At 75.7% G+C, this 25,788-nt stretch carries 22 protein-coding genes; 11 read left to right on the top strand and 11 right to left on the bottom strand.

The window, feature by feature from the left end; genetic code table 11:
- Positions 1-26 precede the first annotated feature (26 nt).
- Together ACIPSC_RS17720 and ACIPSC_RS17725 are read left to right on the top strand one after the other, a co-directional pair.
- Complete coding sequence (locus ACIPSC_RS17720; protein ID WP_400826621.1) at positions 27-461, top strand: hypothetical protein; 435 nt, start codon at positions 27-29, stop codon at positions 459-461.
- Between the two features lie 124 nt (positions 462-585).
- The gene (locus tag ACIPSC_RS17725; protein ID WP_400826622.1) at positions 586-1,917 is read left to right on the top strand and encodes a hypothetical protein; all 1,332 of its coding nucleotides are present in this window, start codon (positions 586-588) and stop codon (positions 1,915-1,917) included.
- 1 nt (position 1,918) lies between these two features.
- Here ACIPSC_RS17725 and ACIPSC_RS17730 read toward each other — a convergent pair whose 3' ends face one another.
- The 9 genes from ACIPSC_RS17730 to ACIPSC_RS17770 all read right to left on the bottom strand — a co-directional run bounded on the left by ACIPSC_RS17730 (position 1,919) and on the right by ACIPSC_RS17770 (position 14,374).
- Entirely contained in the window at positions 1,919-2,446 is a 528-nt protein-coding gene (locus ACIPSC_RS17730) for a hypothetical protein (RefSeq protein ID WP_400826624.1), read from the bottom strand.
- A gap of 169 nt (positions 2,447-2,615) precedes the next feature.
- On the bottom strand, positions 2,616-4,460 hold the full coding sequence (gene ilvD, locus ACIPSC_RS17735; protein ID WP_400826625.1) for a dihydroxy-acid dehydratase: 1,845 nt from the start codon (positions 4,458-4,460) through the stop codon (positions 2,616-2,618).
- 119 nt (positions 4,461-4,579) lie between these two features.
- A complete protein-coding gene (locus tag ACIPSC_RS17740; protein WP_400826626.1) occupies positions 4,580-5,359 on the bottom strand; it encodes a class I SAM-dependent methyltransferase in 780 nt (259 codons plus the stop codon).
- A 28-nt stretch (positions 5,360-5,387) separates the two neighbouring features.
- A complete protein-coding gene (locus tag ACIPSC_RS17745) occupies positions 5,388-6,191 on the bottom strand; it encodes a sugar phosphate isomerase/epimerase family protein (protein ID WP_400826833.1) in 804 nt (267 codons plus the stop codon).
- Between the two features lie 857 nt (positions 6,192-7,048).
- Entirely contained in the window at positions 7,049-8,011 is a 963-nt protein-coding gene (locus ACIPSC_RS17750; RefSeq protein WP_400826627.1) for a Ppx/GppA family phosphatase, read from the bottom strand.
- A gap of 137 nt (positions 8,012-8,148) precedes the next feature.
- On the bottom strand, positions 8,149-9,015 hold the full coding sequence (locus tag ACIPSC_RS17755; RefSeq protein ID WP_400826628.1) for a glycerophosphodiester phosphodiesterase: 867 nt from the start codon (positions 9,013-9,015) through the stop codon (positions 8,149-8,151).
- Positions 9,016-9,236: 221 nt separating this feature from the next.
- Entirely contained in the window at positions 9,237-10,571 is a 1,335-nt protein-coding gene (locus ACIPSC_RS17760) for an SUKH-4 family immunity protein (protein ID WP_400826629.1), read from the bottom strand.
- Positions 10,572-10,797: 226 nt separating this feature from the next.
- On the bottom strand, positions 10,798-13,800 hold the full coding sequence (locus tag ACIPSC_RS17765) for a toxin glutamine deamidase domain-containing protein (protein ID WP_400826630.1): 3,003 nt from the start codon (positions 13,798-13,800) through the stop codon (positions 10,798-10,800).
- A gap of 160 nt (positions 13,801-13,960) precedes the next feature.
- Positions 13,961-14,374 (bottom strand): hypothetical protein, encoded by a 414-nt coding sequence (locus ACIPSC_RS17770; RefSeq protein WP_400826631.1) that lies wholly within the window; start codon positions 14,372-14,374, stop codon positions 13,961-13,963.
- A 257-nt stretch (positions 14,375-14,631) separates the two neighbouring features.
- On the opposite strand from ACIPSC_RS17770, the gene ACIPSC_RS17775 reads away from it, so the two are divergent.
- Positions 14,632-15,444, top strand: coding sequence for a hypothetical protein (locus ACIPSC_RS17775; protein ID WP_400826835.1), 813 nt, complete (start codon positions 14,632-14,634; stop codon positions 15,442-15,444).
- Between the two features lie 34 nt (positions 15,445-15,478).
- On the opposite strand, the gene ACIPSC_RS17780 is transcribed toward ACIPSC_RS17775, so the two are convergent.
- Both ACIPSC_RS17780 and ACIPSC_RS17785 read right to left on the bottom strand, forming a co-directional pair.
- On the bottom strand, positions 15,479-16,648 hold the full coding sequence (locus ACIPSC_RS17780; protein WP_400826633.1) for an NADH-quinone oxidoreductase subunit D: 1,170 nt from the start codon (positions 16,646-16,648) through the stop codon (positions 15,479-15,481).
- Complete coding sequence (locus ACIPSC_RS17785; RefSeq protein ID WP_400826634.1) at positions 16,645-17,634, bottom strand: SAM-dependent methyltransferase; 990 nt, start codon at positions 17,632-17,634, stop codon at positions 16,645-16,647. The genes ACIPSC_RS17780 and ACIPSC_RS17785 overlap by 4 nt, the downstream gene beginning before the upstream one ends.
- Before the next feature lie 192 nt (positions 17,635-17,826).
- Between ACIPSC_RS17785 and ACIPSC_RS17790 the strand changes: the two genes are divergently transcribed.
- From ACIPSC_RS17790 to ACIPSC_RS17825, 8 genes are all read left to right on the top strand, one after another.
- Entirely contained in the window at positions 17,827-19,014 is a 1,188-nt protein-coding gene (locus ACIPSC_RS17790) for a sensor histidine kinase (RefSeq protein WP_400826837.1), read from the top strand.
- Positions 19,015-19,058: 44 nt separating this feature from the next.
- On the top strand, positions 19,059-19,748 hold the full coding sequence (locus ACIPSC_RS17795; RefSeq protein ID WP_400826636.1) for a response regulator: 690 nt from the start codon (positions 19,059-19,061) through the stop codon (positions 19,746-19,748).
- 140 nt (positions 19,749-19,888) lie between these two features.
- Positions 19,889-20,839, top strand: a complete 951-nt coding sequence (locus ACIPSC_RS17800) for a Rossmann-like and DUF2520 domain-containing protein (protein ID WP_400826637.1) — start codon at positions 19,889-19,891, stop codon at positions 20,837-20,839.
- Entirely contained in the window at positions 20,839-21,744 is a 906-nt protein-coding gene (panC, locus tag ACIPSC_RS17805) for a pantoate--beta-alanine ligase (RefSeq protein WP_400826639.1), read from the top strand. Before ACIPSC_RS17800 ends, panC begins: the two co-directional genes overlap by 1 nt.
- A gap of 121 nt (positions 21,745-21,865) precedes the next feature.
- Entirely contained in the window at positions 21,866-22,312 is a 447-nt protein-coding gene (panD, locus tag ACIPSC_RS17810) for an aspartate 1-decarboxylase (protein ID WP_400826640.1), read from the top strand.
- Positions 22,313-22,329: 17 nt separating this feature from the next.
- Positions 22,330-24,003: an L-aspartate oxidase gene (locus tag ACIPSC_RS17815; protein WP_400826642.1), complete on the top strand. Its 1,674-nt coding sequence runs from the start codon at positions 22,330-22,332 to the stop codon at positions 24,001-24,003.
- Between the two features lie 4 nt (positions 24,004-24,007).
- Positions 24,008-24,967, top strand: a complete 960-nt coding sequence (gene nadC / locus ACIPSC_RS17820) for a carboxylating nicotinate-nucleotide diphosphorylase (RefSeq protein WP_400826644.1) — start codon at positions 24,008-24,010, stop codon at positions 24,965-24,967.
- 35 nt (positions 24,968-25,002) lie between these two features.
- The gene (locus tag ACIPSC_RS17825) at positions 25,003-25,788 is read left to right on the top strand and encodes a type III pantothenate kinase (protein ID WP_238863656.1); all 786 of its coding nucleotides are present in this window, start codon (positions 25,003-25,005) and stop codon (positions 25,786-25,788) included.

Raw genomic sequence — 25,788 nt, forward strand, 5'->3', positions numbered from 1 at the left:
ACCGTGGAGGTATGTCACACGGAGAGATGTCCCGACGTGAGAACCGGCAGGCCGCCGTCGCCGCTGCGACGGTGGGCCCGTGGAAGACGGCCGCGGGTGTCGGTGCGGTGGTGGGGGCGACGGCCCTGGGGATCGAGCTGGTCACCGGGGACTGGTCGCTGAGCATGCTGGCCGGCCCGGCCGGCTGGGCGCTGTTCTTCTTCTTCCTGGTCGGCACGGTGGGCGGCCAGTTGCGCCGCGACACCGCGGACCGGCGGCTGCGCAGGTGGGCGGCCGAGCACCCGTGGCAGTCGGCGGTGCCGGCGGCCGGTGCCCTGCTGGTACTGAACACACTGGCGCAGACGATCCTCGGCGACGCGAGCCTGATCGGTGCGTTCTTCCTCTCATTGCTGCCGGCCGGCGTGCTGCTGGCGGTCGCGGGAGTGGTCGGATCGGTGAAGCAGGCCCGCGGCAAGGATTGAGCGCGGGGTGAGCGTGCGTCAGGGGCGGTGCATAAGGGGGTGATTCGCGCACATCGCACACGCGTTCACCACATGGTGTGCCCCCGATCGACGCGCCGTCACACCGCGTCGGCATACTGGCGCGATGCCGATCGCCGAAGATCCAGAGCCGCGCCCGACGGAGGGCCGTGACCCGGACGGGGCCGACCCGTCCGGTACGGGCGGGAAGGACCCGTTCGCCGACCTCGTCCTGGACGAGGAGTTCGTCAGAGGTGCCACCGTCAAGGAGCAGTCCGGCCGCACCCGGATGCTCGCCGCGCGGTGGAAGCACACTCCCCCGGTGGACCCGGGCGGCCGGCGCTCGGTGAACGACGGCCCGCGGAAGGCCGGCCGGTTCGGGCGCAAGCCGCAGCCGGTCGACGCCTGGGGCGACCCGCGCCCCCGCCGCCGGTTCGAGGGGCGGACGGCGCTCTACGTGCTGCTGGCCGTCGCGGTGCTGCTCGCAGCCCTGAACCTCGACGCCGTGACGAGCTGGTTCACGCACGGCTCGGAGGGCGCCTCCCACCGCGGCCCGGTGCCGACAGCAGCCCCGGAGACCGCGCGGCCGACGGCCGCCCCGCCGAAGACCGCCGAGCAGCAGCCGACCGTCGACCACCCGTGGGCCGGCTCCCCGGCCGAGCCCTGGCCGACCTCGATGGACGCCTTCGAGCTGCCGCAGGCCCCCGGCCCGGTCGGGGCGTTCACCGCCGAGCAGGTCGCCGCCCAGGTGAAGCTGGTCAAGGACTACCTGGCCGCGGCCAACCTGGACCCGAAGGCGGTCGCGGGCGGCCGGCCGGAGGCCGCGCTCGCCATGATCGAGCGGGAGACCCGGGACAGGCTGGAGGCCGGTCTCGCGCACCCGACCGAGGAGACCGACCCCACCACCCGGTTCAGCCGCTTCGACCCGCGCGAGGCGATCCCGGTGAACGACACCGTCAAGGTCCAGGGCCGGATCACCGTGGACGGCGACGGCGACGGGGGCGTCGTGGTGCACACCGACTTCACCTTCGTCTACGCGCTGCGCCCCGGCCCGGAGGCCGGGCAGCGGGCGGCCTCGCCGCGCCCGACCGCGAGCAGCGGGCCCGGGTCGCCGCTGCCCGCGCCCAAGGACGGGACGGCGAAGCCGGTGGGCCTGGTGGTGCCGGCCGCCGACGTCGCCGGGGACACCTGGACGGCGCGGACCATCGTGCGCCGGGTGGACGACTACCGGTTCTACGACCCGGCCAGGTACCGGAACAACCCGAAGAAGATCAACTTCGGTCCGTCCAGGTCGGAGTCCGGCAACTCGGCCTGCAACGTCCACGACGGCTACTTCCACCCGCAGTTCGCGCAGTTCGCCCGGCCGAACCCCGGGCAGACCGGTCCGGCCACCGACCCGTACGACCGGAACCGGCAGCTTCAGGACGACGGCGCCTGCGGCACGGTCAGCCGCTCCTGAGTCAGCGCCGGCGCTTGGCCCGGCCCGGCGCCTTGGCGTCGGGCCGGCCGCTGCGGGCGGACTGCCGGCGCCGGTGGGCGGCGGCGGCCCGCTCGTAGTCGGCACGCCTGACCGCCTCGCCGGGGGCCTCGACCAGGCTGCGGACGAAGTAGGCGAGCAGCGCGCCGACCCCGCCGATGATCCAGACCGCGCCGAGCGACTTGTCCTCGGCCATCCAGCCGGTCAGCCGGTCCTTGCCCTCGGTGAGCTGCTTCCAGGTGCGCAGCGCGGCGAGCAGCGAGCAGATCGCGATGGCGGCGACCAGCAGGCCGTTGAGGAAGCCGCCGTTGTCGGAGAGCCGGATGCCCTCGACGCCGAAGCGCAGCACGAGCGCGGCGGCCGCGGCGGCCAGCAGGGCGCCGATCGGCACGGCGATCCGGCGCAGCCGGTAGTCGGTGCCGCGCTCGACCCAGCTGGTGCCGAACCAGCGGATCGGCTCCGGCTCGGGGGCGCCGGCGGGCGTGGGGGCGGGGGCGGGGTGCTCGGTCACACGGCCGATTATCACCCGACGCCCCGCGACACCGGCGAACGGCCGCGGCCACCGGCAGGCGGCGGGCGGCGGGCAGAGCCGCCGGAACCACCGGAAACGCCGGAAACGCCGGAGGAGCCGTCCCGGCGGGCGGGACGGCTCCTCCTCGGGGCTTGCGGGCGCCCGGGTGTCAGCCGAGCTTGCTGACGTCCCGGACGGCGCCCTTGTCTGCGGAGGTGGCCATCGCGGCGTACGCGCGCAGGGCCTGGCTGACCTGGCGCTCGCGCTTCTTCGGCCGGTAGCCGCCCTCGGCCTCCAGCTTCAGCCGGCGCTCGTGCAGCTCCTCGAAGGAGACCTCCAGGGAGATCTTCCGGCCGGGGATGTCGATGGCGATGATGTCGCCGTCCTCCACCAGGGCGATGATGCCGCCGGAGGCTGCCTCCGGCGAGGCGTGGCCGATCGACAGGCCCGAGGTGCCGCCGGAGAAGCGGCCGTCGGTGACCAGCGCGCAGGCCTTGCCGAGGCCGCGGCCCTTGAGGAAGGACGTCGGGTAGAGCATCTCCTGCATGCCCGGGCCGCCCTTGGGGCCCTCGTAGCGGATGACGACGACGTCGCCCTCCTTGACCCGCTTGGTGAGGATCGCGTCGACGGCGTCCTCCTGCGACTCGACCACGACGGCCGGACCGCTGAAGGTCCAGATCGACTCGTCCACGCCGGCGGTCTTCACGATGCAGCCGTCCTCGGCGAGGTTGCCGTAGAGCACGGCCAGGCCGCCCTCGACCGAGTAGGCGTGCTCGACGCTGCGGATGCAGCCCCTCGCGGCGTCGGTGTCCAGGGACTCCCAGCGCTCGGACTGCGAGAAGGCCTCGGCGGAGCGGACGCAGCCGGGGGCCGCGTGCCAGAGCTCGACGGCCTCGGCGGACGGCGAGCCGCCGCGGACGTCCCAGGTCTTGAGCCACTCGGCGAGCGAGTCGGAGTGGACGGTGTGCACGTCCTCGTTGAGCAGTCCGCCGCGGTAGAGCTCGCCGAGGATGGCCGGGATGCCGCCGGCCCGGTGCACGTCCTCCATGTAGTACGAGCCGTTCGGCGCGACCTTGGAGAGGCAGGGCACCTTGCGGGAGACGGCGTCGATGGCCCGCATGTCGAAGTCCAGCTCGGCCTCCTGGGCGGCGGCGAGCAGGTGCAGGATCGTGTTGGTGGAGCCGCCCATCGCGATGTCCAGCGCCATGGCGTTCTCGAAGGCGGCGCGGGTGGCGATCGAGCGCGGCAGGACCGAGTGGTCGTCCTGGCCGTAGTGGCGGTTCGCGATCTCGACCACGTTCTGCCCGGCCCGCTCGTACAGCGCCCGGCGGGCGGTGTGGGTGGCGAGCACCGAGCCGTTGCCGGGCAGAGAGAGGCCGATCGCCTCGGTCAGGCAGTTCATCGAGTTGGCGGTGAACATCCCCGAGCAGGAGCCGCAGGTCGGACAGGCGTTCTCCTCGATGATCGCGATGTCCTCGTCGGAGACGTTCTCGTTCACCGCCTGGGAGATCGCGTCGACCAGGTCGAGCTTGCGGACGGTGCCGTCGACCAGGGTGGCCTTGCCGGCCTCCATCGGGCCGCCGGAGACGAAGACGGTCGGGATGTTCAGCCGCAGCGCGGCCATCAGCATGCCGGGGGTGATCTTGTCGCAGTTGGAGATGCAGATCAGGGCGTCGGCGCAGTGCGCGTTGACCATGTACTCCACGGAGTCGGCGATCAGGTCGCGCGAGGGCAGCGAGTAGAGCATGCCGCCGTGGCCCATCGCGATGCCGTCGTCGACCGCGATGGTGTTGAACTCCCGCGGGATGCCGCCCGCCTGCTTGATCGCCTCGGAGACGATCCGGCCGACCGGCTGGAGGTGGGTGTGGCCGGGGACGAACTCGGTGAAGGAGTTGGCGACCGCGATGATCGGCTTGCCGAAGTCCTCGCGGGCTACGCCGGCGGCCCGGAGAAGCGCCCGGGCGCCTGCCATGTTGCGACCGTGGGTGACCGTACGGGACCTCAGCTCGGGCACTGTGCTCCACTCCTTCGGGGGGTACCTCGCGGCACCGCCGGTAGGGAGGGCGCGGCACCGCTGTGTCTAACGAGCCTACGCCCGCGGTCCGAGCGCCGGACGGTCCGTCCGCGATGCGGTCAGGCCGCGCCGCCCGGGGTGACCGCCACGGTGAGGCGCAGGACGTAGGGCTCGGTCAGCCGGCCGTCGGGGAACTCGGCGAGCAGTGCGGCGCGCTCGTCGGCGAGGACGCGGGCACGCCGCTCCGGATCCAGGGAGGCCAGGTAGGAGCGGGAGGTGAGGTCCTTGAGCAGCCGGTCGACGGTGACCTCGCGCTCCCAGCGCAGCGTCACGTCGGCGACCGCCAGGCCGGCCGGGGCGAAGTGGCTGGTGTGGTGGTCGATCTGACCGTAGCCGTGGTAGCGGCCGGGCAGCGCGGCGGCCATCCGCTCGCCCAGGGCGCGCACCCAGGGGACGGACTCGTCCTTCACGTTCCACCAGGTGGCGAGGGCGCCGCCGGGCCGCAGCACCCGGATCGCCTCCGGGACGGCCAGCTCGGGGCGGGTCCAGTGGAAGGCCTGGGCGTAGGTGATGAAGTCGGCGCTGTGGTCGTGGAAGGGCAGCTCGTCGCCGGTGCCCTTGACCAGCGGGATGCCGGGGCTGCCGGCCAGGAACTGGGCGCCCATGCCCGGGCTGGGCTCGACGGCGACCACTTCGGCGCCGCGGGCGGCGAGCCGCCGGGTGGCGATGCCGGTGCCGGCGCCGACGTCCAGGACGCGGGCGCCCTTGAGGGTCCGGCCGGCCAGGCGCTCCAGCTCGTCGAACAGCTCGTCCGGGTAGCCGGGGCGGCCCTGCTCGTACTCGGCGGCGACCCCGCCGAAGGATGTCGCGATGGCACGGAAGTCCGACTCGTCCGTCATGTCTCCCCCTCGGTACGGCAGTTCGTACTCAGCGTACGCGCGCCGGGGTGGCCAGGTGGAGCCGGGTGAAGGCGAGCGCCTCGGCCAGGTCGGCCTCGCGTTCGGCGGGGGACGCGGAGCGGCGGGTGTTGACCTCCAGCACCACGTGGCCGTCGAAGCCGGTCCGGGCGAGGTGTTCCAGCAGCTCGGCGCAGGGCTGCTTGCCGCGCCCGGGGATCAGGTGCTCGTCCTTGCCGGAGCCGCTGCCGTCGGCGAGGTGGATGTGGGCGAGCCGGTAGCCCATCCGCTCGACCATGGCGAGCGCGTCGATCCGGGAGGTGGCGGCGTGCGAGAGGTCGATGGTGAAGTGCCGGTACTCCTCGTCCGTGACGTCCCAGCCGGGGGCGTAGGCCAGCATCTCGCGGTCGCGGTAGCGCCACGGGTACATGTTCTCGACGGCGAAGCGGACGTCGGTCTCGCCCGCCATGCGCTCGATGCCCTCGACGAACTCGCGGGCGTACTGGCGCTGCCAGCGGAACGGCGGGTGCACGACGACGGCGCTCGCGCCGAGCTTCTCGGCGGCGGCCCGGGCACGGACCAGCTTGGTCCACGGGTCGGTGCTCCAGACCCGCTGGGTGATCAGCAGGCAGGGCGCGTGCACGGCCAGGATCGGCATCCCGTGGGCGTCGGAGAGCCGGCGCAGCGCCTCGATGTCCTGGCTGACCGGGTCGTTCCAGACCATCACCTCGACGCCGTCGTACCCGAGCTTGGCGGCCAGCTCGAAGCCGACCGCGGTGTTGGCCGGGTAGACCGAGGCGGTGGAGAGGGCGACCTTGGTGTCGGGGATGTGCAGGGACGGGTGCGACGGCAGCACCAGGCGGTCGGTGGTGCGCAGCAGCGGGGCGGTCCGGGCGGCGGCCTGGCGGGCGGCCTTGACGGACCGCACGGACTGGACGGCGGCCTTGGCGGCGCCGGCCGCGCGGGCGGTCCGCTTCTCGCGAGGGGGCCGGTCGGCGGTGGGCGCGACGGCCGGGGTGGCGGTGGGCGCGGCGGCGGACGTGTCGGCCGGGGCCTGCCGGGCCGCCTTGCGGGCGGCCTTCGCCTCGGCCTTGGGGTCGGGCTCCGGGGCGGCCTCCGGGGCGGCCGTCGTCCTGGTCCGCGCGGTGGACTTCGGGGTGGACTTCGGGGCGGACTCGGCCCCCGTCTCCGGCTCCGGGCCGGCCGGACGGGCGGTGCGCTTCACGGCGGCGGCGGTCTTCGCGGTGGCGGCCCGGGCCGCGGCCTTGGCGGCGGTCTTCGCAGCGGTCTTCGCGGTGCCCTTGGCGGGCTTGGCGGGCTTCGCCGCCTTCGCCGCCTTCGCGGTCCTGGCCGGCTTCGCGGCCCCGGCGGGCTTCCCGGTGGCCCCCTGCTCCGGGTCGGGCCCCGCGGCACCGTCCCGGGCGGGCTCGCCCTTGCCGGCGGCCGCGCTCCTGGCCGCCCGGACGCCCTGGACCGCCTGCACGGCCTTGCCCAGCGCACGGGGGCGGCCGGCCGCCCCGCCGTCCCGGTCCTGGCCGCCGGTGCGGCGTGCGCGGCGCGGGCCGTCCGGCCGCGGCTGCCCGTCCCCGGGAGCCCGGCTCTCCTGCGTCCCGTCCTCGTCCGCTGGTTGCGCCACGGGAGACAGCGTAAGCGGACCGCGCCCGGAACGGGGAGCGGCCCTCGGGCCCGCCCTCAGGTGGTGAGGGCCGGACTGCGGCGGTCGGCGGGGCTGTCCATGGCGTCCAGGCGGCGCAGGATGATGCCCTCGCGCAGCGCCCAGGGGCAGATGTCCAGCTCCTCCAGGCCGAAGAGGTCCATCGCCGCGTCGGCGACCAGGGCGCCGGCCAGCAGCTGCTTGGCCCGGCCCTCGGAGACGCCCGGGATCTGCGCCCGTTCGGCGACGGTCATCCCGGAGAGCCGGGGCAGCCAGGCGGAGAGGCCGCTGCGGGTGAGCCGCCGGTCGGCGTACGGGCCGGCGTCGGCGGGGGCCGCACCGGTCATCCGGGCCAGCTGCTTGAAGGTCTTGGAGGTGGCGACGGCGTGGTCCGGCGGGCCGAGCCGGGAGATCTCGCCGACGACGGTGGCCATCTCGGCGCGGATGTGGCGTCTGAGCTCGCGCAGGTGCTCCGGGTCGGCGACGTCGCCGGGCAGCCAGCGGCCGGTGAGCCGGCCCGCGCCGAGCGGCAGCGAGCAGGCGACGTCGGGCTGCTCGTCCAGCCCGCAGGCGATCTCCAGCGAGCCGCCGCCGATGTCGAGGTTGAGCAGCCGTCCGGAGGACCAGCCGAACCAGCGGCGGACGGCGAGGAAGGTGAGCCGGGCCTCGTCCTGACCGGAGAGCACCTGGAGCTCGACGCCGGTCTCGGTGGCGACCCGGCCGAGCACCTCCTCGCCGTTGACGGCCTCGCGGACCGCGGAGGTGGCGAACGGCAGTATGTCGACGACGCCCTTGTCCTCGGCGACCCGCAGCGAGGAGGAGACCATGTCGATCAGCTTCGCCACGCCCGGCTCGCTTATGCCGCCCCCCTCGTCGAGGAGTTCGGCCAGCCGCAGCTCGGCCTTGTGCGAGTACGCGGGCAGCGGGGCGGCCCCGGGATGGGCGTCCACCACGAGGAAGTGGACCGTGTTGGAACCTACGTCGAGCACACCGAGTCGCATAACTCTCCACGCTACGCGATCCGCCCCGGCGGAAAATCGACTACTCCGGTATTCGCGCTGGTCCGCCCCGGTCGGCCGCACGGCCCCGTCCGGCGGCCCCGGGCCCGGGGCCGGGGCCGCTCCCGCCGGACGGGGCCTCAGTGCGCGCGGGCGCCGCGCGGGGCGACCGGGGGCTCGGTGCGGCAGTTGGCGTCGGCCCAGTGGCGGGCCCGGCCGGGCGCGTCGGTGATCAGGCCGTCGGCGGAGCGCTCGGTCATCAGCTGCCAGGAGTCCTCGTCGTCCAGCGTCCAGACGTAGACCTCGCGGCCGGCCCGGCGCTCGGCGGCGATCCGGGCGGCGGTGGCCAGGGTGGCGTCCAGGGCGATGCCGTGCAGCGGCAGGTCGCCCGGGTCCTCGGCGAACGAGGCCCCCTGGATCAGCACCACCGGCAAGTCGGGGGCGGCCGCGTGGGCCTGCCGCAGGTGCTCCGAGGAGAAGGAGTAGAGGAAGACCCGGGCGCCGCTGCCGGCGGCGAGCCGGGCGATCCGGGTGACGTCCTCGGCCCGCTGCCACTTGATCTCCATCAGCAGCGTCACGCTGCTGCCGGAGAGCCGCTCGAGCAGCTGGTCCAGGGTCGGCACCGGCTCGTCCGGCCCGGGGCCGACGGTCACCCGCAGGGCGGCCACCTCGGCGGCGGTGAGGTCGGCGACCGCGCCCTTGCCGTTGGTGGTGCGGTCCACGGTCGCGTCGTGCATCAGCACCGGGACGCCGTCCTTGGTGGTCTGGACGTCGGTCTCCAGCCAGTCGGCGCCCTGCCGCAGGGCCGTCTCGAAGGAGGCCATGGTGTTCTCGGGGGCGTCGAGCGGCGAGCCGCGGTGGCCGATCACCGCCGGTCCGGCGCAGACCGGCTGGGCGGCGGCCGGGCGGGCGCGCAGGCCGGGGGTGGCCGCGCAGCCCGCGGCCAGCACCGCGAGGGCGGCGGCGAGCGCGGCCGTGCGGGTGGCGGCGCGGGGCGAGGCGGTCACGGCGCGGGGCTCCAGCTCTGGTTCGGGCGGCCGCGGGTGCGGCACTCGGGGAACGGTCGACGGGTCAGCGAAGTCTCGTCAATATGATCTGACAACCCGACAGTACGGTCGGTTCCCCTCAGCGTGCGCCCGTCGCTCGGCGTGCCACGGCCGCGACGCACCGCAGGTCACCCGGACGCGCCGCCGGGTGCCGCCGGTGACCCGGCCGGCCGGGGCCGCGCTCACAGGAGGCCGTCCCAGAGCTGCTCGACGATGACGGCCCACCAGTTCTCCGGGTCGTCGAAGACGGTCGGGTCGATCGCCGCCAGCTCGCGCTGCAGCGCGTCCACGGCGGCGCCGGCCGCCCGCGGGTCGAGCCCGCGCAGGCCGGACAGCCGCTCGTCGAACAGCGCCAGGCAGCGGACGAAGGACGCCGCGCCGTCGTTGCAGTACCGGGCGGTGGCGTAGTCGGGGTCGACCGCGCGGACGGCGCCGCAGGCGGTGTCCACGGTGATCAGCGCCCAGCCGTCGGTGCCGAGCAGCAGCTGCGGCGCCAGCGCCAGGCGCTCCCGCTCGGCCACCCGGGTGCCGCGCCCGGCCTCCGCCAGGTGGGCGGCCAGCGGCGGGAGCACGCTGCCGGCCCGGGTGCCGTCGGCTATCGCGTCCGGCCCCGGGTGGTGCAGTCCGAAGAAGCCCTCGACCGCCACCGGCACACCGATGTCCCGCAGCACCCGGGCGGTGGCCTCGGGGAGGTCGGCGCGGGCGAGGTCCGCCGGGTCGAACCGCCGGACGCCGCCGGCGCCGAACAGCTCCACCAAGCGGTCCGCCAGCGCCCGGTCCGTCAGCTCCCCGGCCGGCTGCACCCCGTGCGGGCGGGCCGGGCTCGGCGCGGCTCCGCGCGGGAACGGCACCCGGTTGCGGGCCGGGCCGTCCGGGTCCGCGGGCAGGGCGCGGACCGCCGCCGCCCGGTGGTCGAAGCGCGGTCCGTAGGGCAGGTCGAACCCGACCCGGACACCCGGCAGTTCGGCGGCCAGCGCATGGGCCCAGTAGCCGCCGGGGAGCGCGGACAGCCGCAGGTCGGTGTGGACGGCGAGCACGTCCTCGGCCCGCACGCCCTGCTCGCGCAGCCACCACCAGCCGCGCAGCGCCGGGTGCGGCAGGCCGGGCGCCGAGCGCAGCGCGAGCGAGCGCGGCTCGCCGAGGGCGTCGCGGTAGGTCAGCTCGGCCCGGGTGCCCCGGCCGGTGGCCGGCGGCAGGCCGGGGTCGTGGGCGCCCGCGCCCAGGAAGTCCCGGTAGAGGGTGACCACCTCGTCCACCGGTACCGAGGGCCAGACGGTGAAGCGGCCGGTCGCGCGGTCCACCACCGCGCAGGCCGCGCCCACCTCGTCGGGGGCGCGCCGCTCGCCGGTCAGCGGGTCCACGCGCGCCGGCGAGGGCTCCGCCCAGAGCACCCAGCCGAGGTCGAACTCGTGGGAGTGCACCCGCCTCGCCCCGGTCGAGCCGTCGGCCGAGGCGCTGGGCAGCTCGCCGTTGATCCAGCGGTGCGCGGCCTCGATCGCCTGCGCGCGGGTGGTCACGAGGTGGTGCTCCTTGCATCGGCGCGAGGGGGGAGGAAGCGGACGGGCGGCGGGCCGGCGGGCGCCGGGCGGTGCCCGGGGGCCCCGCGGACCGGCAGACAGGATGCCACGCGGGCGACGGCCCGCCCGCGCCGGGCCGGGGCCGCCGGACGCGGCGTCACCGGGCGGCGGGCGGGGGGCGTGAGCCGTTCCCGCCCGGCGGCCCGGGCGCCGGTCGGACGGGTCGTCACGGGGCGGTGCTCGCGACGGGCTCTGGGGCCGGGGCCGGGGCGGCCCCGGCCCGGCGCCCGGTCAGGTCGAGCGGGCGGCCGTCGGGGTCCAGGGCGATGGCCCAGAGCCCGCCGACGGCGTCGTGCAGCGGCGCGCCGCCCTGGCGGCCGACCTGGTGGTCCAGATAGGTGACGGCGTCCTTGTGGTTCACCGCGTTCCAGGCGTGCGGACGGCCGAAGCCGTCCAGCGTGAGCAGCACCGCCTGGGAGCCGTGGCCGGCCCGCTTGAGCTCCTCGGCCAGGCGGCCGAAGGCCGGCCCGCCGTCGCCGAGGTCGCGGAACGGCGCGCCGAGTTCGCGCTCGGCGCGGTCGCGGCCGCCGCGCTCGCCGGCGTCGCCCTCGGTGGGGATGCGCGGGGCGGCGCAGGTCGGCCGGCCGGTGAAGGTCTCGACCGCGGAGAGCGCGATCTCCAGGCTGTTGTTGGCCCGGCCGGGCCCGCGGTGGCCGCCGTCGTTGACCACCTCGGCCCAGCCGCCGGCCGCCGGGTCGGGGTGGCGCAGGGCCAGGCCCTCGCCGTCCCGGGGCGCCCGGCGCTCGATCTCGCGCTGGTGCTCCGGGTCGACCGGGCCGAGCCCGCCGGGCAGGCCGTACGGGCGGCTGTCGGCGATGGTCCGCAGCCGGGCGGCCGGCTCGTCGGCGGTGGTGCCGCGGCGGGCGCGCAGCGCGAGCTGCAGGGCCATCGCGTGGGCGGTGGCGACCGGGACGGCCGCCCAGGCGAGCCCGGTCTCGCCCTCGGCCGGGGAGCCGTCGGGGCGGCGCCGGTGGTCGCCGGGGTGGAGCTCCGGGCGGGCGGTGCCGAAACCGGGGCCGGCCACCGGCGGGGCCGCCGGCGGAGGCACGACCGGCGGGCCGGGGGCCGGGACGGGGTGCGGGGCTCCGGTGGTCGCGCGGGGGCCGCCCGCGCCGGCACCCGGCCGGGGCTCGGTCTGCGCGTGCTGGCCCGGGGCCGCCGCACCGGGCGCGCCGGGCGTTCCCGCGGCCCCGGGGGCCGGGGCCGATCCGGTGACCGGGCCGCCCGGGACGGCGACCGGGCCGGCCGGGCCCGCCGCGCCGGCGGCTCCGCCGGGGCCGGTGCCGCTGCCGAACGGGGCCGGTCCGTGGCCGGCGGCCGCGGGGCCGGCGGCGGGGTGCCCGCCGACCAGCGGGCCGGGGCCGACCGGGCCGGTGGCCACCGGCCCGGACCCGCCGCCCGGCACGTTGAAGGAGCCGCCGTACGAGGGACCGTTGTACGAGGAGCCGCCGGAGCTCTGGCCGCCGTGCCCGCCGCCGGCCGGCGCGTCCGGCCCGGACGGGGACCAGGCCGGTGCCGCCGGGGGCGCGGGCGGCGCGAGGACGGAGTCCGTCCGGACCGTCACCGGGCCGCCGCCACCGCCGCCGTGCGGGGCGGGGGCGGCCGGCGTCAGGTGGTAGTCGCCGTCGGTCGGGCCCGACCAGCCGGCCGCCACCGAGCCGCTGCCGCCCGAGCCGGAACCGCCGTCCCCGCCCTGGTGCGCCGGTCCGGCGGGGCGGGAGGGTGCATCGGGGTGGCCGGGCGGCGACCAGTCGCCGCCGCCGTTCACCGGCCCGGTCCGCACCGGGCCCCGCCCGCCGTCGTCGGCCTGCTCCGGCCCGCCGCCGGGCGGGCTGCCGGGGCCGCCGGGCCGTCCGCGCCCGTCGCCGTCCGGCGCCGACATGATCACCACGTCGTCCGGTCCGGCCCCGCGCACCACCGAGCCGGGTGCGACGGGGGCTCCGGGCGTGCCCGGCAGCACGGCGCCCGGGCCGTCGGCGAGCGGGCCGCCGGGCCGGCCGTCCAGCGGGTGCCCGCCGCGGCCGCCGCCCGCTGGATCGGCCAGCGGGAGGCCGGCGACCTCCTTGCCGTCCTTGCCCAGCACCACCGGGCGGCCGTCCTTGCCGAGCAGCGGCTGCCCGTGCTCGTCCAGCTTGACCGTGAGGCTCTCCACGCCGACCACGGGCCGGCCGTCCGCGCCCTTGACCACGAGCAGCCCGTCGGCGTCCGTCACCGGGGTGCCGTCGGGCCGGAGGATGACCGGGTCGCCGTGCTCGTCCAGCACCGGGCGGCCGGTCTCGTCGAGCTTGACCGCGAGGCCGGGCACCCCGACCACGGGCCGGCCGTCCTCGCCGACCAGCGGCTTGCCGTCCTTGCCGAGCACCACTGCCAGGCCGGCTCCGCCGCCGGCCCCCAGCACACCCGGCTCGCCGAGCACTGCGGGCAGCCCGGCGGCCACCGGGTCGAAGGCCCCGCCGGGGCCGGTGAACGACGCGGGGCGCACCGCGCCGGGGCCGCCGCCGGGGCCGAGGCGCAGCACCGCGACCACCGCGGGCTCCTTGAGCGCGCCGCTGAGACCGTCCTTCATGGCGCGGCCGAGCTCGTCCAGCAGCCCGCCGATCTTCAGCCGGGCGCCCTCGACCGCCAGCGCCGCCGTGGCCTCGGCGACCGTCTCGGTGGCGGTCTGCCGCAGCCCCTCCGCGACGGCGTTGGCGCTGCGCCGCAGCCCGCCGAAGATCCCGCCCCCGGCGTCCCCGCCCCCGGTGGCGGCGGCGACCTGGGCGGCGGCGGCCTTGGCCCGGGCGGCCTGCTCCTCGGCCTGCTTCAGCTCGGCGGCCAGCTCGTTGAGGGCGGCGACGATGTCGGCCTTGCAGGAGTCGACGGCCCGGGCGGCCTGGTCGAAGGCGCCGGCGACCAGGCCGGCGGCGGAGTGGGCGTCGTCCAGGTGGCCCTTGCCGCTGCCGCTGAACGCCCACCAGTAGGCCTCGAAGGCATCGACCGCGCGGCCGGAGTTCTCCGCGGTGACGCGCTTGGCGGAGTCCCCGCCGCGCTTGCCGAGGCGTTCCGCCTCCGTCCCGAACTCGCGCCAGAGCCCGGCCGCCTTGCGCAGGCCGTCCTCGTCGGCCTGCGGCCACTGGTGACCGGTCCGGGCCAGGACCGGCGCCAGCTCCTCGGGCAGCTTCCGGGACACGCGCTTCCCCCTTCGACGTGCGGACCTCCGGCGCGGGCCCCCGGGGTGCGGAGAGCGGGCGCGCGGACGTCCGTGATGCGGACTTCGCCGTGCGGCTCCCTCGGCGGGCCGCCGGCGTGGAAAGGCCGGACGGTTCCGGCGTCAGGGCCTGACTCGTGGCTCAGGACACGCCCTGAGCCGACACGTCCTTGTGGGGGACGGTCCGGGCGGGTCCCGGGGTTGCGCCCGGGCGCGCCGCTCCACCGAATCCGGCCGCGGCCGAGGTCTCGGCGTCGGCGGTCCGCTCGGCCATGGTGTGCAGTCCGGTCCCGACCCGGCCGAGCCCGCCGGCCAGCCCGCGCAGGCCGCCGATCAGCCCGCCGTGCGCCTCCCGGTAGGCGGCGGCGAACCCGCTGCCCGGCCGGTCCTGCCCCCAGGGCGTGCCGAGCGCGGCGAGGCCCTGTTCCAGGGCACCGGCCGCCTTGCCGAAGTCCGTCGAGATCTTCTCGAACTCCCGACCCTCACCGTGCAGTTCCCATGGCTTGAGGACGAACGAGCCGCCTCCGTCGCCCCCGCTGCTGCTGCCGCCGGCCATCCCCGTACCTCCCCGTAGCGGACTGGCGGCCATCCTAGGACGACCCCCGGGGCGGCCCGCAGCGCACGGGCGACCTCTTCACCCCGCCTTCACTCCGTCACCGTCCGTGCAGCCCGGCCACCACCCGGTGAAATCGCCGTAAATGCCCACGCCACGGGCGGTTCGCACCCCCGCCGAGGCTCTACCCTTGCCGGGTGGCAGCAGCAGACACGTCCAAGAAGAAGTCCAAGACCGGTACCACCGCGGTCGACCTCGCCATGCCCACCCTGCGTGCCGAGGTCCCGCTCGACTTCCCGCGCGCCTGGGTCGAGTTCACCGACCCCGACGACGAGGAGCAGGTCTTCCGCTGCGACCTCACCTGGCTGACCTCCCGGTGGTCGTGCATCTTCGGCCAGGGCTGCCACGGCATCCGTGAGGGCCGGGGCGAGTCGGACGGCTGCTGCACGCTCGGCGCGCACTACTCGGACGAGGAGGACGAGCAGCGGGTGACCGGCCACGCCGCCCGGCTCACCCCCGAGCTCTGGGAGAACTTCGCGCACGGCACCGACGCCGGGGGCCGGATCAGGACCGACGGCGGCATCACCATGCTCGACGAGGACGGGGACCGGCAGACCCGCCGGGTCGGCGGCGCCTGCATCTTCGTGAACAGCCCCGGCTTCGCCGGCGGCGCCGGCTGCGCGCTGCACGCACTGGCGCTCAAGGAGGGCCGGGAGCCGCTGGAGACCAAACCGGACGTCTGCTGGCAGCTGCCGATCCGCCGCACCTACGACTGGATCGACCGCCCGGACGACACCCGCTACCTCCAGGTCACCATCGGCGAGTACGACCGCCGGGGCTGGGGCCCGGGCGGCCACGACCTGCACTGGTGGTGCACCGGCAGCCCGGAGGCGCACCAGGGCGCCGACCCGGTCTACGTCAGCTACCGCCCCGAGCTCACCGAGCTGATGGGCGCGGCGGCGTACGGGGTGCTGGTGGGCCTGTGCGAGCAGCGGATCGCCGCCAAGGACGACCGCAGGCTCGCCCCGCACCCGGCCGACCCGGCGAAGAAGGCCGCCAAGAAGGCGAAGTAGCCCCCGGCGGTGCGGGCCCGGCCCGCACCGCCCGCTACTTGTCGATGTCCCCGACGACGAAGAACATCGAGCCCAGGATCGCCACCATGTCGGCGACCAGGGTGCCGGGCAGCAGCTCGGTCAGCGCCTGGATGTTGTTGAAGGACGCCGAGCGGAGCTTGAGCCGCCACGGCGTCTTGTCCCCGCGCGACACCAGGTAGTAGCCGTTGACCCCGAGCGGGTTCTCGGTCCAGGCGTAGGTGCTGCCCTCGGGGGCCTTGAGCACCTTGGGCAGCCGCAGGTTGACCGGCCCGGGCGCGAGCGCGGCCAGCTTGTCCAGGCAGGCGTCGGCCAGGTCCAGCGCGTTGACCGTCTGCTCCAGCAGGCACTCGAACCGGGCCAGGCAGTCGCCCTCCTCGCGGGTGACCACGGTCAGCACCGAGCGCAGCTCGTCCGAGCCGTAGGCCAGGTAGGGCTCGTCGCGGCGCAGGTCGAAGTCGAGCCCGCTGGCGCGCGCGATCGGGCCGCTGACGCCGTACGCCTCGGCATGCTCCTTGGTGAGCACGCCGACGCCGGCGGTGCGGGCGCGGAAGATCTCGTTGCCGAGGACGAGCTCCTCGAAGACCGGCAGCTGGGAGCGGACGACGGCGACCGCCGCGCGGACCCGGCCGAGCCAGCCGGCCGGCAGGTCCTCCTTGAGGCCGCCGACCCGGTTGAACATGTAGTGCATCCGGCCGCCGGAGGCCTCCTCCAGCACGTGCTGGAGGTCCTCGCGGCCGGAGAAGGCATGGAAGATCGGGGTGATCCCGCCCAGCTCCAGCGGGTAGGAGCCGAGGAACATCAGGTGGTTGAGCACCCGGTTCAGCTCGGCGAGCAGGGTGCGGATCCAGACCGCCCGCTCCGGCACCTCCATGCCGAGCATCCGCTCGACGCCCAGCACCACGCCGAGCTCGTTGGAGAAGGCCGAGAGCCAGTCGTGCCGGTTGGCCAGCATGATGATCTGCCGGTAGTCGCGGGCCTCGAAGAGCTTCTCCGCGCCCCGGTGCATGTAGCCGATCACCGGCTCCGCGGTCACGATGCGCTCGCCGTCCAGCACCAGCCGCAGGCGCAGGACGCCGTGGGTGGCGGGGTGCTGCGGGCCGATGTTGAGCACCATGTCGGTGCTGCCCGCCGTGCCCGTGAAGTTCTCGGCTCCCGCCCCGATGCCGACCGTGGTCTCCCTCATGACCCCAGAGTCTGCCATCCCGGCAGGGGTTCCAAGCTCGCCGGTACCGGCATGCGGACGGTCTGCGCGAGCCAGCCGAAGGCGCCCAGACCTGCCGGATCGGTCAGCTCGGCGCCCTCCCCGGCGCCGCCGAGCGCCCGCAGGTAGGCCACCGGGTCGGTGGAGGCCAGCGCCAGCGACGGGCGCGCGCCGCTCACCCCGAGGGCGCGCAGCGCGTCCCGCTGCGTTGTCCACAGGCTGTGGAGAGCGGGGGCCGCGATCGAGTCCAGCGCCACGTGCGCGGTGACGTCGCAGGAACCGTCCGGCACCGGGGCCACCTCGCGGCCGTGCCGGAATCCGGCCCGGGTGGCGAGCGGCGGGCGGCGCCCGGCGGTGTGCCCGTAGTCGACGGCGACAGCCAGCCCGCGCTCCAGCCCGGCCACCGCGTGCGCCCAGGCGGCGTCCCGGGGGCCGCCGAACTCCACGGTGTCGCAGGGATGTTCGGCCGGCCACCAGCGGGCGGCCCAGGCCGCGTCCGCGGCGGTGACCCGGTCGCCGAGGCGCTCCGCACCGGTCGCGGTGTCCACCTCGACGTAGCGCAGCACCCCGTCGCCGTCGACCTCGCCGGCGTCCAGCGGCACGTTGTCCAGCCACTCGTTGGCGAACAGCAGCCCGGTGACGCCGCGCGGCACCTCGTCCGTCCACAGGACCTCGGCCGGCAGCGCGTCCGGCCGGTCGGCCAGCTCCACCGCGTACGGGTGCAGCCGGTCCCGCACGTCCGCCGGCAGCTCGGCCAGGACGCCGGCCGTCAGCTCGCCGCGGCCGGCCCCGACGTCCACGAAGGCCAGCTCCTCCGGACGGCCGAGGGCCGCATCGACCTCGCGCAGGAGCCGGGCCACCGCGCGGGCGAACAGCGGGGAGGCGTGCACCGAGGTCCGGAAGTGCCCGGCCGGCCCCTCCGGCCTGCGGTAGAAGCCGCCGTCCGGGTCGTACAGGGCCTGTTCCATGGCGGGCCGCCACCGCATCCAATCCACGGAGCGCGACGCTACCGGCACCGGGGGCGGCCCTCCCAACCGGCAATCGGTGATCTCCGACCTAGGGAGTAGAACGGATCGCCCTCCCGGCGGACCTGGACACGCTGCGCGACTGCCTAGGCTTGAGACGTGCATCGACTCAACGCCTGGCTCCGCCGTCACCCCATGGTGGTCGACTCCGCCTGGGCGTCGCTGGTGCTCTTCTTCAGCGTCCTTCCCGACAGCACCTCCGCGGAGGGCTGGCGGCTCGGCGTCCACTACGTCATCGCCCTGGTCATCCCGCTGCTGATGGTGTTCCGCCGCAAGCTGCCGGACCTCACCGTCTACCTGGCCGGCGGGGTCGGGCTGCTGCAGGTCGCGCTCGGCGTCCCGGTCGCCGCGTCCAGCATCGGCTACCTGGTCTTCGCCTACACCGGCGCCGCCTTCGGCACGGCCTGGACCTCGCGGCTCTGCCTGGCCGGCAGCCTGCTGGCGGGGCCGCTGACCCTGGCGCGCTTCCCGTCCGGGTACACCGACGACGAGGGCATCTGGCACGGGCAGCACCGCAGCACGGCGGAGTTCCTGCTGATCTCCGCCCTGATGTCGACCCCGTTCATCCTCTGCTGGGCGTGGGGCCGGCTCACCCGGGTGCGCCGCGCCTACCTGGTCGAGCTGGAGGACCGCGCCGCCCGGCTGGAGCGCGAGCGCGACGCCCAGGCCAAGGTGGCGGTGGCCGCCGAGCGCGCCCGGATCGCCCGCGAGCTGCACGACGTGGTCGCGCACAACGTCTCGGTCATGATCGTCCAGGCCGACGGCGCCGCCTACGTGCTGGAGAACTCGCCGCAGCAGGCCAAGGAGGCGCTCGGCACCATCGCCTCCACCGGCCGCCAGGCGCTGGTCGAGATGCGCCGCCTGCTCGGCGTGCTGCGCACCTCCGACACCAACGCCGAGGAGTACGTGCCGCAGCCGGGCGTCGAGGAGCTTCCCGAGCTGCTGGAGCAGGTCCGCACGGCCGGCCTCCCGGTGGACTTCGCCACCTCCGGGAGCCCGCGCGAGCTGCCCCGCGGCGTCGAGCTGACCGTCTACCGGATCGTCCAGGAGGCGCTGACCAACGTCCGCAAGCACGGCGGCCCGGACGTGCACGCCCGGGTCGCGGTCGACTTCGGCGAGCGCGAGCTGGCCGTCCTGATCGAGGACGACGGCCGCGGCACCACCGACGAGCAGCTGGCCACCGGCGGCACCGACGGCCTGGGCCACGGTCTGATCGGCATGCGCGAGCGGGTCGGCATGGTCAGCGGGAGCCTGGACATCGGGCCCCGCCCCGGCGGCGGCTTCCGGATCCGTGCCGTCCTGCCGCTCAAGGCGGCCCACTGAACCGCGCCCGAACCGCGCCGCTCCCCACCCACCAGGAGACCCCCTTGACCATCCGCGTGATGCTCGTCGACGACCAGGAGCTGCTGCGCACCGGCTTCCGGATGATCCTGCAGTCGCAGGGTGACATCGAGATCGCCGCCGAGGCCGGCGACGGCGCGCAGGCCCTGGAGAAGCTGCAGCACACGGCCGTGGACGTGATCCTGATGGACGTCCGGATGCCCCGGCTGGACGGCGTGCAGGCCACCCGCCGGATCTGCCTCGCCGAGGACGGCAGCCCGCTGCCGAACGCCCCGCACGTGCTCATCCTCACCACCTTCGACCTGGACGAGTACGCCTTCGCCGCGCTCAAGGCCGGCGCCAGCGGCTTCCTGCTCAAGGACGTGCCGCCGACCGAGCTGGTGGCCGCGATCCGCGCGGTGCACGGCGGGGACGCGGTGGTCGCGCCGACCACCACCCGGCGCATGATCGACCGCTTCGCCGAGGTGCTGCCCACCCCGCACCACCTGCCCGGCCCGGACCCGCTGGGCCCGCTCACCGAGCGCGAGCGCGAGGTCTTCCTGCTGGTCGCCCAGGGCCTGTCGAACAGCGAGATCGCCGCCCGGCTGGTGCTCTCCGAGGCCACCGTGAAGACCCACGTCGGCCGGATCCTGGCCAAGCTCGGCCTGCGCGACCGGGTCCAGGCCGTCGTCCTGGCCTACGAGGCGGGACTCATCCGGGCCGGCGCCTCGGACTGACGCTCCTTCGAACGTTCCCCCGGACCGGCCGGGCCCCGCGACGGGGGCGCCCGGGGGCCCCTCGGCCCGGCCGTAGAATGGGCCGGTACGTCCGGTACCCGAAGAGGACCGGAACGGAGAGTGAGGACCAGGGCCGAGCCGTGACCGAGCGAAGCGACAGCGCCGACTTCACCCCGCTCGCCGACGGCTTCGGCGACCCCGCCGACCCCGGCAACCGCCCGGCGCGGCTCGCCGTGGGCGTGGTCGGCACCGGCCGGGTCGGCCCGGCGCTGGGCGCCGCGCTGCAGCTCGCCGGGCACCGGGTGGTCGCCGCCTCCGGGGTCTCCGCCACGTCCCGCCGGCGCGCCGACGCGCTGCTGCCCGGCGTACGGATCGTCACCCCGCCCCAGGTGCTGGCCGCCGCCGACCTGGTCCTGCTGACCGTCCCGGACGACGCGCTGGCCGACCTGGTGGCCGGCCTGGCCGCGACCGGGGCCGTCCGCCCCGGCCAGCTGGTCGTGCACACCTCCGGCGCGCACGGCGTCGCCGTCCTGGAGCCCGCCACCCGGGCCGGGGCGCTGCCGCTGGCCCTGCACCCCGCGATGACCTTCACCGGCACCTCCGTCGACCTGGCCCGGCTGGCCGGCTGCCCGTTCGGGGTGACCGCACCGGAGGAGCTGCGCCCGGTCGCCGAGGCGCTCGTGGTGGAGATGGGCGGCGAGCCCGAGTGGGTCCCGGAGGACGTCCGGCCGCTCTACCACACGGCCCTCGCCCACGGCGCGAACCACCTGGTCACCCTGGTCGCGCAGGCGCTGGAGCTGCTGCGCACCGCCGGGGTCGCCGAGCCCGGCCGGCTGCTCGGCCCGCTGCTCGGCGCCGCCCTGGACAACAGCCTGCGCTCCGGCGACGCGGCCCTCACCGGCCCGGTCGCCCGGGGCGACGCGGGAACCGTGCGGCGCCACCTGGCGCAGCTCAGTACGGTGTCCCCCGACATCCCGGCCGCCTACCGGGCGATGGCCCGCGCCACCGCCCAGCGGGCGCTCGCGCACGGGACGATCGACGAAGCGTCGGCGGCGGCACTGCTGGACGTACTGAACGAGGAGAACCACTGATGGCACGCGGCAAGCAGCCGGGCAAGGCCCAGCGCGCCCCGAAGGTCCACCGGGCCGTGGTCACGCACACCGTCGACGACTTCGAGGCCGCGTTCTGGCCGGACGAGCAGCCGGTGGACAACGCGGTCGTGATGACGATGGGCGCGCTCCACGAGGGCCACGCCGCGCTGATCCGGGCCGCCCGCCGCCAGGTCGGCCGCGACGGCCGGGTCGCCGTCACCGTCTTCGTCAACCCGCTGCAGTTCGGCGCCGGCGAGGACCTGGAGCGCTACCCGCGCAGCCTGGACGAGGACGTGAAGCTGGCCGAGGAGAGCGGCGCCGACGTGGTCTTCGCGCCGTCGGTCGACGAGGTCTACCCGAACGGGCGGCCCCAGGTCCGCCTGGCGGCCGGCCCGATGGGCGAGCGGTTCGAGGGCACCACCCGGCCGGGCCACTTCGACGGCGTGCTGACCGTCGTCGCCAAGCTGCTGCACATCACCGACCCCGATTTCGCCTTCTTCGGCGAGAAGGACGCCCAGCAGCTGGCGATCATCCGCCGGATGGTGGCCGACCTGGACTTCGACGTCGAGGTGGTCGGCGTGCCGACCGTCCGTGAGGAGGACGGCCTCGCGCTGTCCTCGCGCAACCGCTACCTCTCGGCCGAGGACCGCGCGCACGCGCTCGCCCTGTCGAAGGCGCTGTTCGCCGGCCGCGACGTGGCCGCGCAGGGCCCCGAGGCCGTGCGCGAGGCCGCCACGGCGGTCCTGGACGGCGCCGAGGGTGTCACCCTTGACTACCTCGCCCTGATCGATCCGCACGACTTCACCGAGGTCCCGGACGACTTCCAGGGCGAGGCGGTGCTGGCCGTCGCCGCGAAGGTGGGCACCACCCGCCTGATCGACAACGTCCACCTCATCTGCCGCTAGGCGGAGGAGGGACGGGCAGCGGACCGTCCGCCGGGCGGCGGCCGGCAGGTGCCCGTCCACAGCTCAAGCCCACGTTCGGTAGCTCCCCTTCCAGGCATGCACTCACAGGAGGCGTGACCCCATGCTCCGCACCATGCTCAAGTCCAAGATCCACCGGGCCACCGTGACCCAGGCCGACCTGCACTACGTCGGCTCCGTCACGGTGGACGAGGACCTGCTCGACGCCGCGGACCTGCTCCCCGGCGAGCTGGTCCACATCGTCGACATCAACAACGGCGCCCGGCTGGAGACCTACACCATCGCCGGCCCGCGCGGCACCGGCGTGATCGGCATCAACGGCGCCGCCGCCCGCCTGGTCCACCCCGGCGACCTCGTCATACTCATCGCCTACGGGCAGATGGACACCGCCGAGGCCAAGGGCTACGAGCCGAAGGTCGTCTTCGTGGACGAGCAGAACCGGATCACCGGCACGGGCGGCGACCCGGCCGAGGCCGGGGAGGGCACTGGACTGCTCCGCGGCGACCGAGCGTACGGTGGCCACGACGCGGCCCCGACCGCCGCGCGCTGAAGGAGCCACTGACCGACATGCCCGTCACCCACCGCCTCACCGCCCCCGCCCCCGGCTGGACGACCGCCACCGACGTCGTCGTGGTCGGCTCCGGGGTGGCCGGTCTCACCGTCGCCCTCAACGCCCGCCGGGCCGGCCTGCGGGTCATGGTGGTCACCAAGGCGATGCTGGACGACGGGTCCACCCGCTGGGCCCAGGGCGGCATCGCCGCCGCCCTGGGCGAGGGCGACACCCCCGAGCAGCACCTGGACGACACCCTGGTGGCCGGCGCCGGCCTCTGCGACGAGGACGCCGTGCGCACCCTCGTCACCGAGGGCCCGGACGCCGTCCGCCGGCTGATCGCCACCGGCGCCGCGTTCGACCGCGACGCCGGGGGCGAGATCATGCTCACCCGCGAGGGCGGCCACCACCGCCGCCGGATAGCGCACGCCGGCGGCGACGCCACCGGCGCCGAGATCTCCCGCGCCCTGGTCTCGGCGGTCCGCTCGGACCCGGGCATCGAGCTGATCGAGCACGCCCTCGTGCTCGACCTGCTCACCGACGCCGACGGGAACGCCGCCGGCCTCACCCTGCACGTGATGGGCGAGGGCCAGCGCGACGGCGTCGGCGCCATCCGCGCCCGCGCGGTGGTGCTCGCCACCGGCGGCATGGGCCAGGTCTTCTCCGCCACCACCAACCCGGCGGTCTCCACCGGCGACGGCGTGGCGCTCGCGCTGCGGGCCGGCGCCGAGGTCACCGACCTGGAGTTCGTCCAGTTCCACCCGACCGTGCTCTGGCTCGGCCCGGACGCCGAGGGCCAGCAGCCGCTGGTCTCCGAGGCGGTCCGCGGCGAGGGCGCGCACCTGGTCGACGCGACCGGCACCCGCTTCATGCTCGGGCAGCACGAGCTGGCCGAGCTGGCCCCGCGCGACATCGTCGCCAAGGCCATCACCCGGCAGATGCAGCTCCGGGGCACCGAGCACATGTACCTGGACGGGCGGCACTTCGGCGCCGAGATGTGGGCGCACCGGTTCCCGACCATCCTCGCCTCCTGCCGCGCGCACGGCATCGACCCGGTCACCGAGCCGATCCCGGTCGCCCCGGCGGCGCACTACGCCTCCGGCGGCATCCGCACCGACCTGTCCGGCCGCACCACCGTCCCCGGCCTGTACGCCTGCGGCGAGGTCGCCTGCACCGGCGTGCACGGTGCCAACCGACTGGCGTCCAACTCGCTCCTGGAGGGCCTGGTCTTCGCCGAGCGGATCGCCGACGACCTGGCCGCCCGGCACCGGGCGGGCGACCTGCCCGAGCGGGCGGTGGACGTGGCCGCGGCGCGCGCCGCCCACCCCGTGCCGCTGCCCGCCCCCGAGGCGCGGGCCGAGATCCAGCGGCTGATGTCGCGCGGCGCCGGCGTGCTGCGCTCGGCCGCCTCGATGGCCGACACCGCCGCCGGGCTCGCGCTGCTCGCCGAGTCGGCCTACACCCACGTGGCGGAGGAGAAGCCGGCCGACCCCCGGGTGGAGACCTGGGAGGCCGCCAACCTCCTGCTGGTCGCCGCCGCCCTGGTCGCCGCCGCCGCCCAGCGCGACGAGACCCGCGGCTGCCACTGGCGCGAGGACTTCCCCGAGCGGGACGACACCCGCTGGCAGCGCCACCTGATCACCACCCTCACCGCCTCCGGCGATCTTGTCAGCACCCCTGAGGAGCAGTAGAACCATGACCCACTCCCACGAGGAACTCCCGATGGCCGGCTGCGGCGACGGCTGCGCCTGCGGCGACGGCGAGGGCTACGAGACCGGCCTGGACCCGCAGCTCGCCGAGCTCCTGGAGGAGGCCGGGCTCGACCCGGTCGAGGTCGAGGACGTCGCCACCCTGGCGCTGGCCGAGGACCTCGCCGGCGGCGAGGACGTCACCTCCGTCGCCACCGTGCCGGCCGACGCGGTCGCCACCGCCGACTTCACCGCCCGCGAGGGCGGCGTGGTGGCCGGCCTGCGGATCGCCGAGGCCGTCGTCTCGCTGGTCTGCGAGGAGGAGTTCGAGGTCGAGCGCCACGTCCAGGACGGCGACCGGGTCGAGGCCGGCCAGGTGCTGCTCTCGGTCCGCGGCCGCACCCGCGACCTGCTCACCGCCGAGCGCAGCGCGCTCAACCTGCTCTGCCACCTCTCCGGCATCGCCACCGCCACCCGGGCCTGGGCCGACGCCCTGGCCGGCACCGGCGCGGTGGTCCGCGACACCCGCAAGACCACCCCGGGCCTGCGGGCGCTGCAGAAGTACGCGGTCCGCTGCGGCGGCGGCGCCAACCACCGGATGGCGCTCTCCGACGCGGCCCTGGTCAAGGACAACCACGTGGTCGCGGCCGGCGGCGTCGCCGAGGCGTTCCGCGCCGTCCGGGCGGCCTACCCCGACCTGCCGGTCGAGGTCGAGGTGGACACCCTGGAGCAGATCCCGCCGGTGCTGGAGGCCGGTGCGGACCTCATCCTGCTGGACAACTTCACCGTCCCCGGGCTGAAGGAGGCCGTCGACCTGGTGGCCGGCCGGGCCAGGCTGGAGGCGTCCGGCGGCCTGACCCTGGCCACCGCGCGCGAGGTCGCCCAGACTGGTGTCGACTACCTGGCCGTGGGCGCGCTCACGCACTCCTCGCCGATCCTGGACATCGGCCTGGATCTGCGCGCCTGATCACTACTGATCACCCCTCACGCAGAAAGCACCCCATGCTTCTCACCATCGACGTCGGCAACACCCAGACCACGCTCGGCCTGTTCGACGGCGAGGACGTGGTCGAGCACTGGCGGATCTCCACCGATCCGCGCCGCACGGCCGACGAGCTGGCGGTGCTCCTGCAGGGGCTGATGGGCTCGCACACCGCGGTCAACGAGGCCGCGGTGGAGGGCCTGGCGATCTGCTCGTCCGTCCCCTCGGTGCTCCACGAGTTCCGCGAGGTGACCCGCCGCTACTACGGCGACGTCCCCGCGGTGATCGTGGAGCCCGGGGTGAAGACGGGGGTGCACGTCCTGATGGACAACCCCAAGGAGGTCGGCGCGGACCGGATCGTCAACGCGCTGGCCGCCAACCACCTCTACGGCGGCCCGTGCATCGTGGTCGACTTCGGCACCGCGACCACCTTCGACGCGATCAACGCCCGCGGCGACTACGTCGGCGGGGCGATCTCCCCCGGCATCGAGATCTCGGTGGAGGCGCTCGGCGCCCGCGGCGCCCAGCTGCGCAAGATCGAGCTGGCCCGGCCGCGCAACGTGATCGGCAAGAACACCGTCGAGGGCATGCAGTCCGGCATCCTCTACGGCTTCGCCGGGCAGGTCGACGGCCTGGTCGACCGGATGGCCCGCGAGCTCGCCAAGGACCCGGACGACGTCCAGGTCATCGCCACCGGCGGCCTGGCGCCGCTGGTGCTCGGCGAGGCCGGCAGCATCGACGTCCACGAACCCTGGCTGACCCTGATCGGCCTGCGCCTGGTCTACGAGCGCAACCGCCCGAGCTGA

The sequence above is a fragment of the Kitasatospora sp. NPDC090091 genome, from assembly GCF_044747365.1.
GTDB lineage: Bacteria > Actinomycetota > Actinomycetes > Streptomycetales > Streptomycetaceae > Kitasatospora.

What these genes read in the sequence shown, in the direction of transcription:
- ACIPSC_RS17740 (WP_400826626.1), bottom strand. Translation starts at nt 5,359, where the DNA reads ATGACGGACGAGTCGGACTTCCGTGCCATCGCGACATCCTTCGGCGGG.
- panC (WP_400826639.1), top strand. Translation starts at nt 20,839, where the DNA reads ATGGCACGCGGCAAGCAGCCGGGCAAGGCCCAGCGCGCCCCGAAGGTC.
- ACIPSC_RS17785 (WP_400826634.1), bottom strand. Translation starts at nt 17,634, where the DNA reads ATGGAACAGGCCCTGTACGACCCGGACGGCGGCTTCTACCGCAGGCCG.
- ACIPSC_RS17825 (WP_238863656.1), top strand. Translation starts at nt 25,003, where the DNA reads ATGCTTCTCACCATCGACGTCGGCAACACCCAGACCACGCTCGGCCTG.
- ACIPSC_RS17770 (WP_400826631.1), bottom strand. Translation starts at nt 14,374, where the DNA reads ATGGCCGGCGGCAGCAGCAGCGGGGGCGACGGAGGCGGCTCGTTCGTC.
- ACIPSC_RS17725 (WP_400826622.1), top strand. Translation starts at nt 586, where the DNA reads ATGCCGATCGCCGAAGATCCAGAGCCGCGCCCGACGGAGGGCCGTGAC.
- ACIPSC_RS17720 (WP_400826621.1), top strand. Translation starts at nt 27, where the DNA reads ATGTCCCGACGTGAGAACCGGCAGGCCGCCGTCGCCGCTGCGACGGTG.
- ACIPSC_RS17780 (WP_400826633.1), bottom strand. Translation starts at nt 16,648, where the DNA reads ATGAGGGAGACCACGGTCGGCATCGGGGCGGGAGCCGAGAACTTCACG.
- ACIPSC_RS17750 (WP_400826627.1), bottom strand. Translation starts at nt 8,011, where the DNA reads ATGCGACTCGGTGTGCTCGACGTAGGTTCCAACACGGTCCACTTCCTC.
- ACIPSC_RS17790 (WP_400826837.1), top strand. Translation starts at nt 17,827, where the DNA reads ATGGTGGTCGACTCCGCCTGGGCGTCGCTGGTGCTCTTCTTCAGCGTC.
- panD (WP_400826640.1), top strand. Translation starts at nt 21,866, where the DNA reads ATGCTCCGCACCATGCTCAAGTCCAAGATCCACCGGGCCACCGTGACC.
- ACIPSC_RS17775 (WP_400826835.1), top strand. Translation starts at nt 14,632, where the DNA reads ATGCCCACCCTGCGTGCCGAGGTCCCGCTCGACTTCCCGCGCGCCTGG.
- ACIPSC_RS17815 (WP_400826642.1), top strand. Translation starts at nt 22,330, where the DNA reads ATGCCCGTCACCCACCGCCTCACCGCCCCCGCCCCCGGCTGGACGACC.
- nadC (WP_400826644.1), top strand. Translation starts at nt 24,008, where the DNA reads ATGACCCACTCCCACGAGGAACTCCCGATGGCCGGCTGCGGCGACGGC.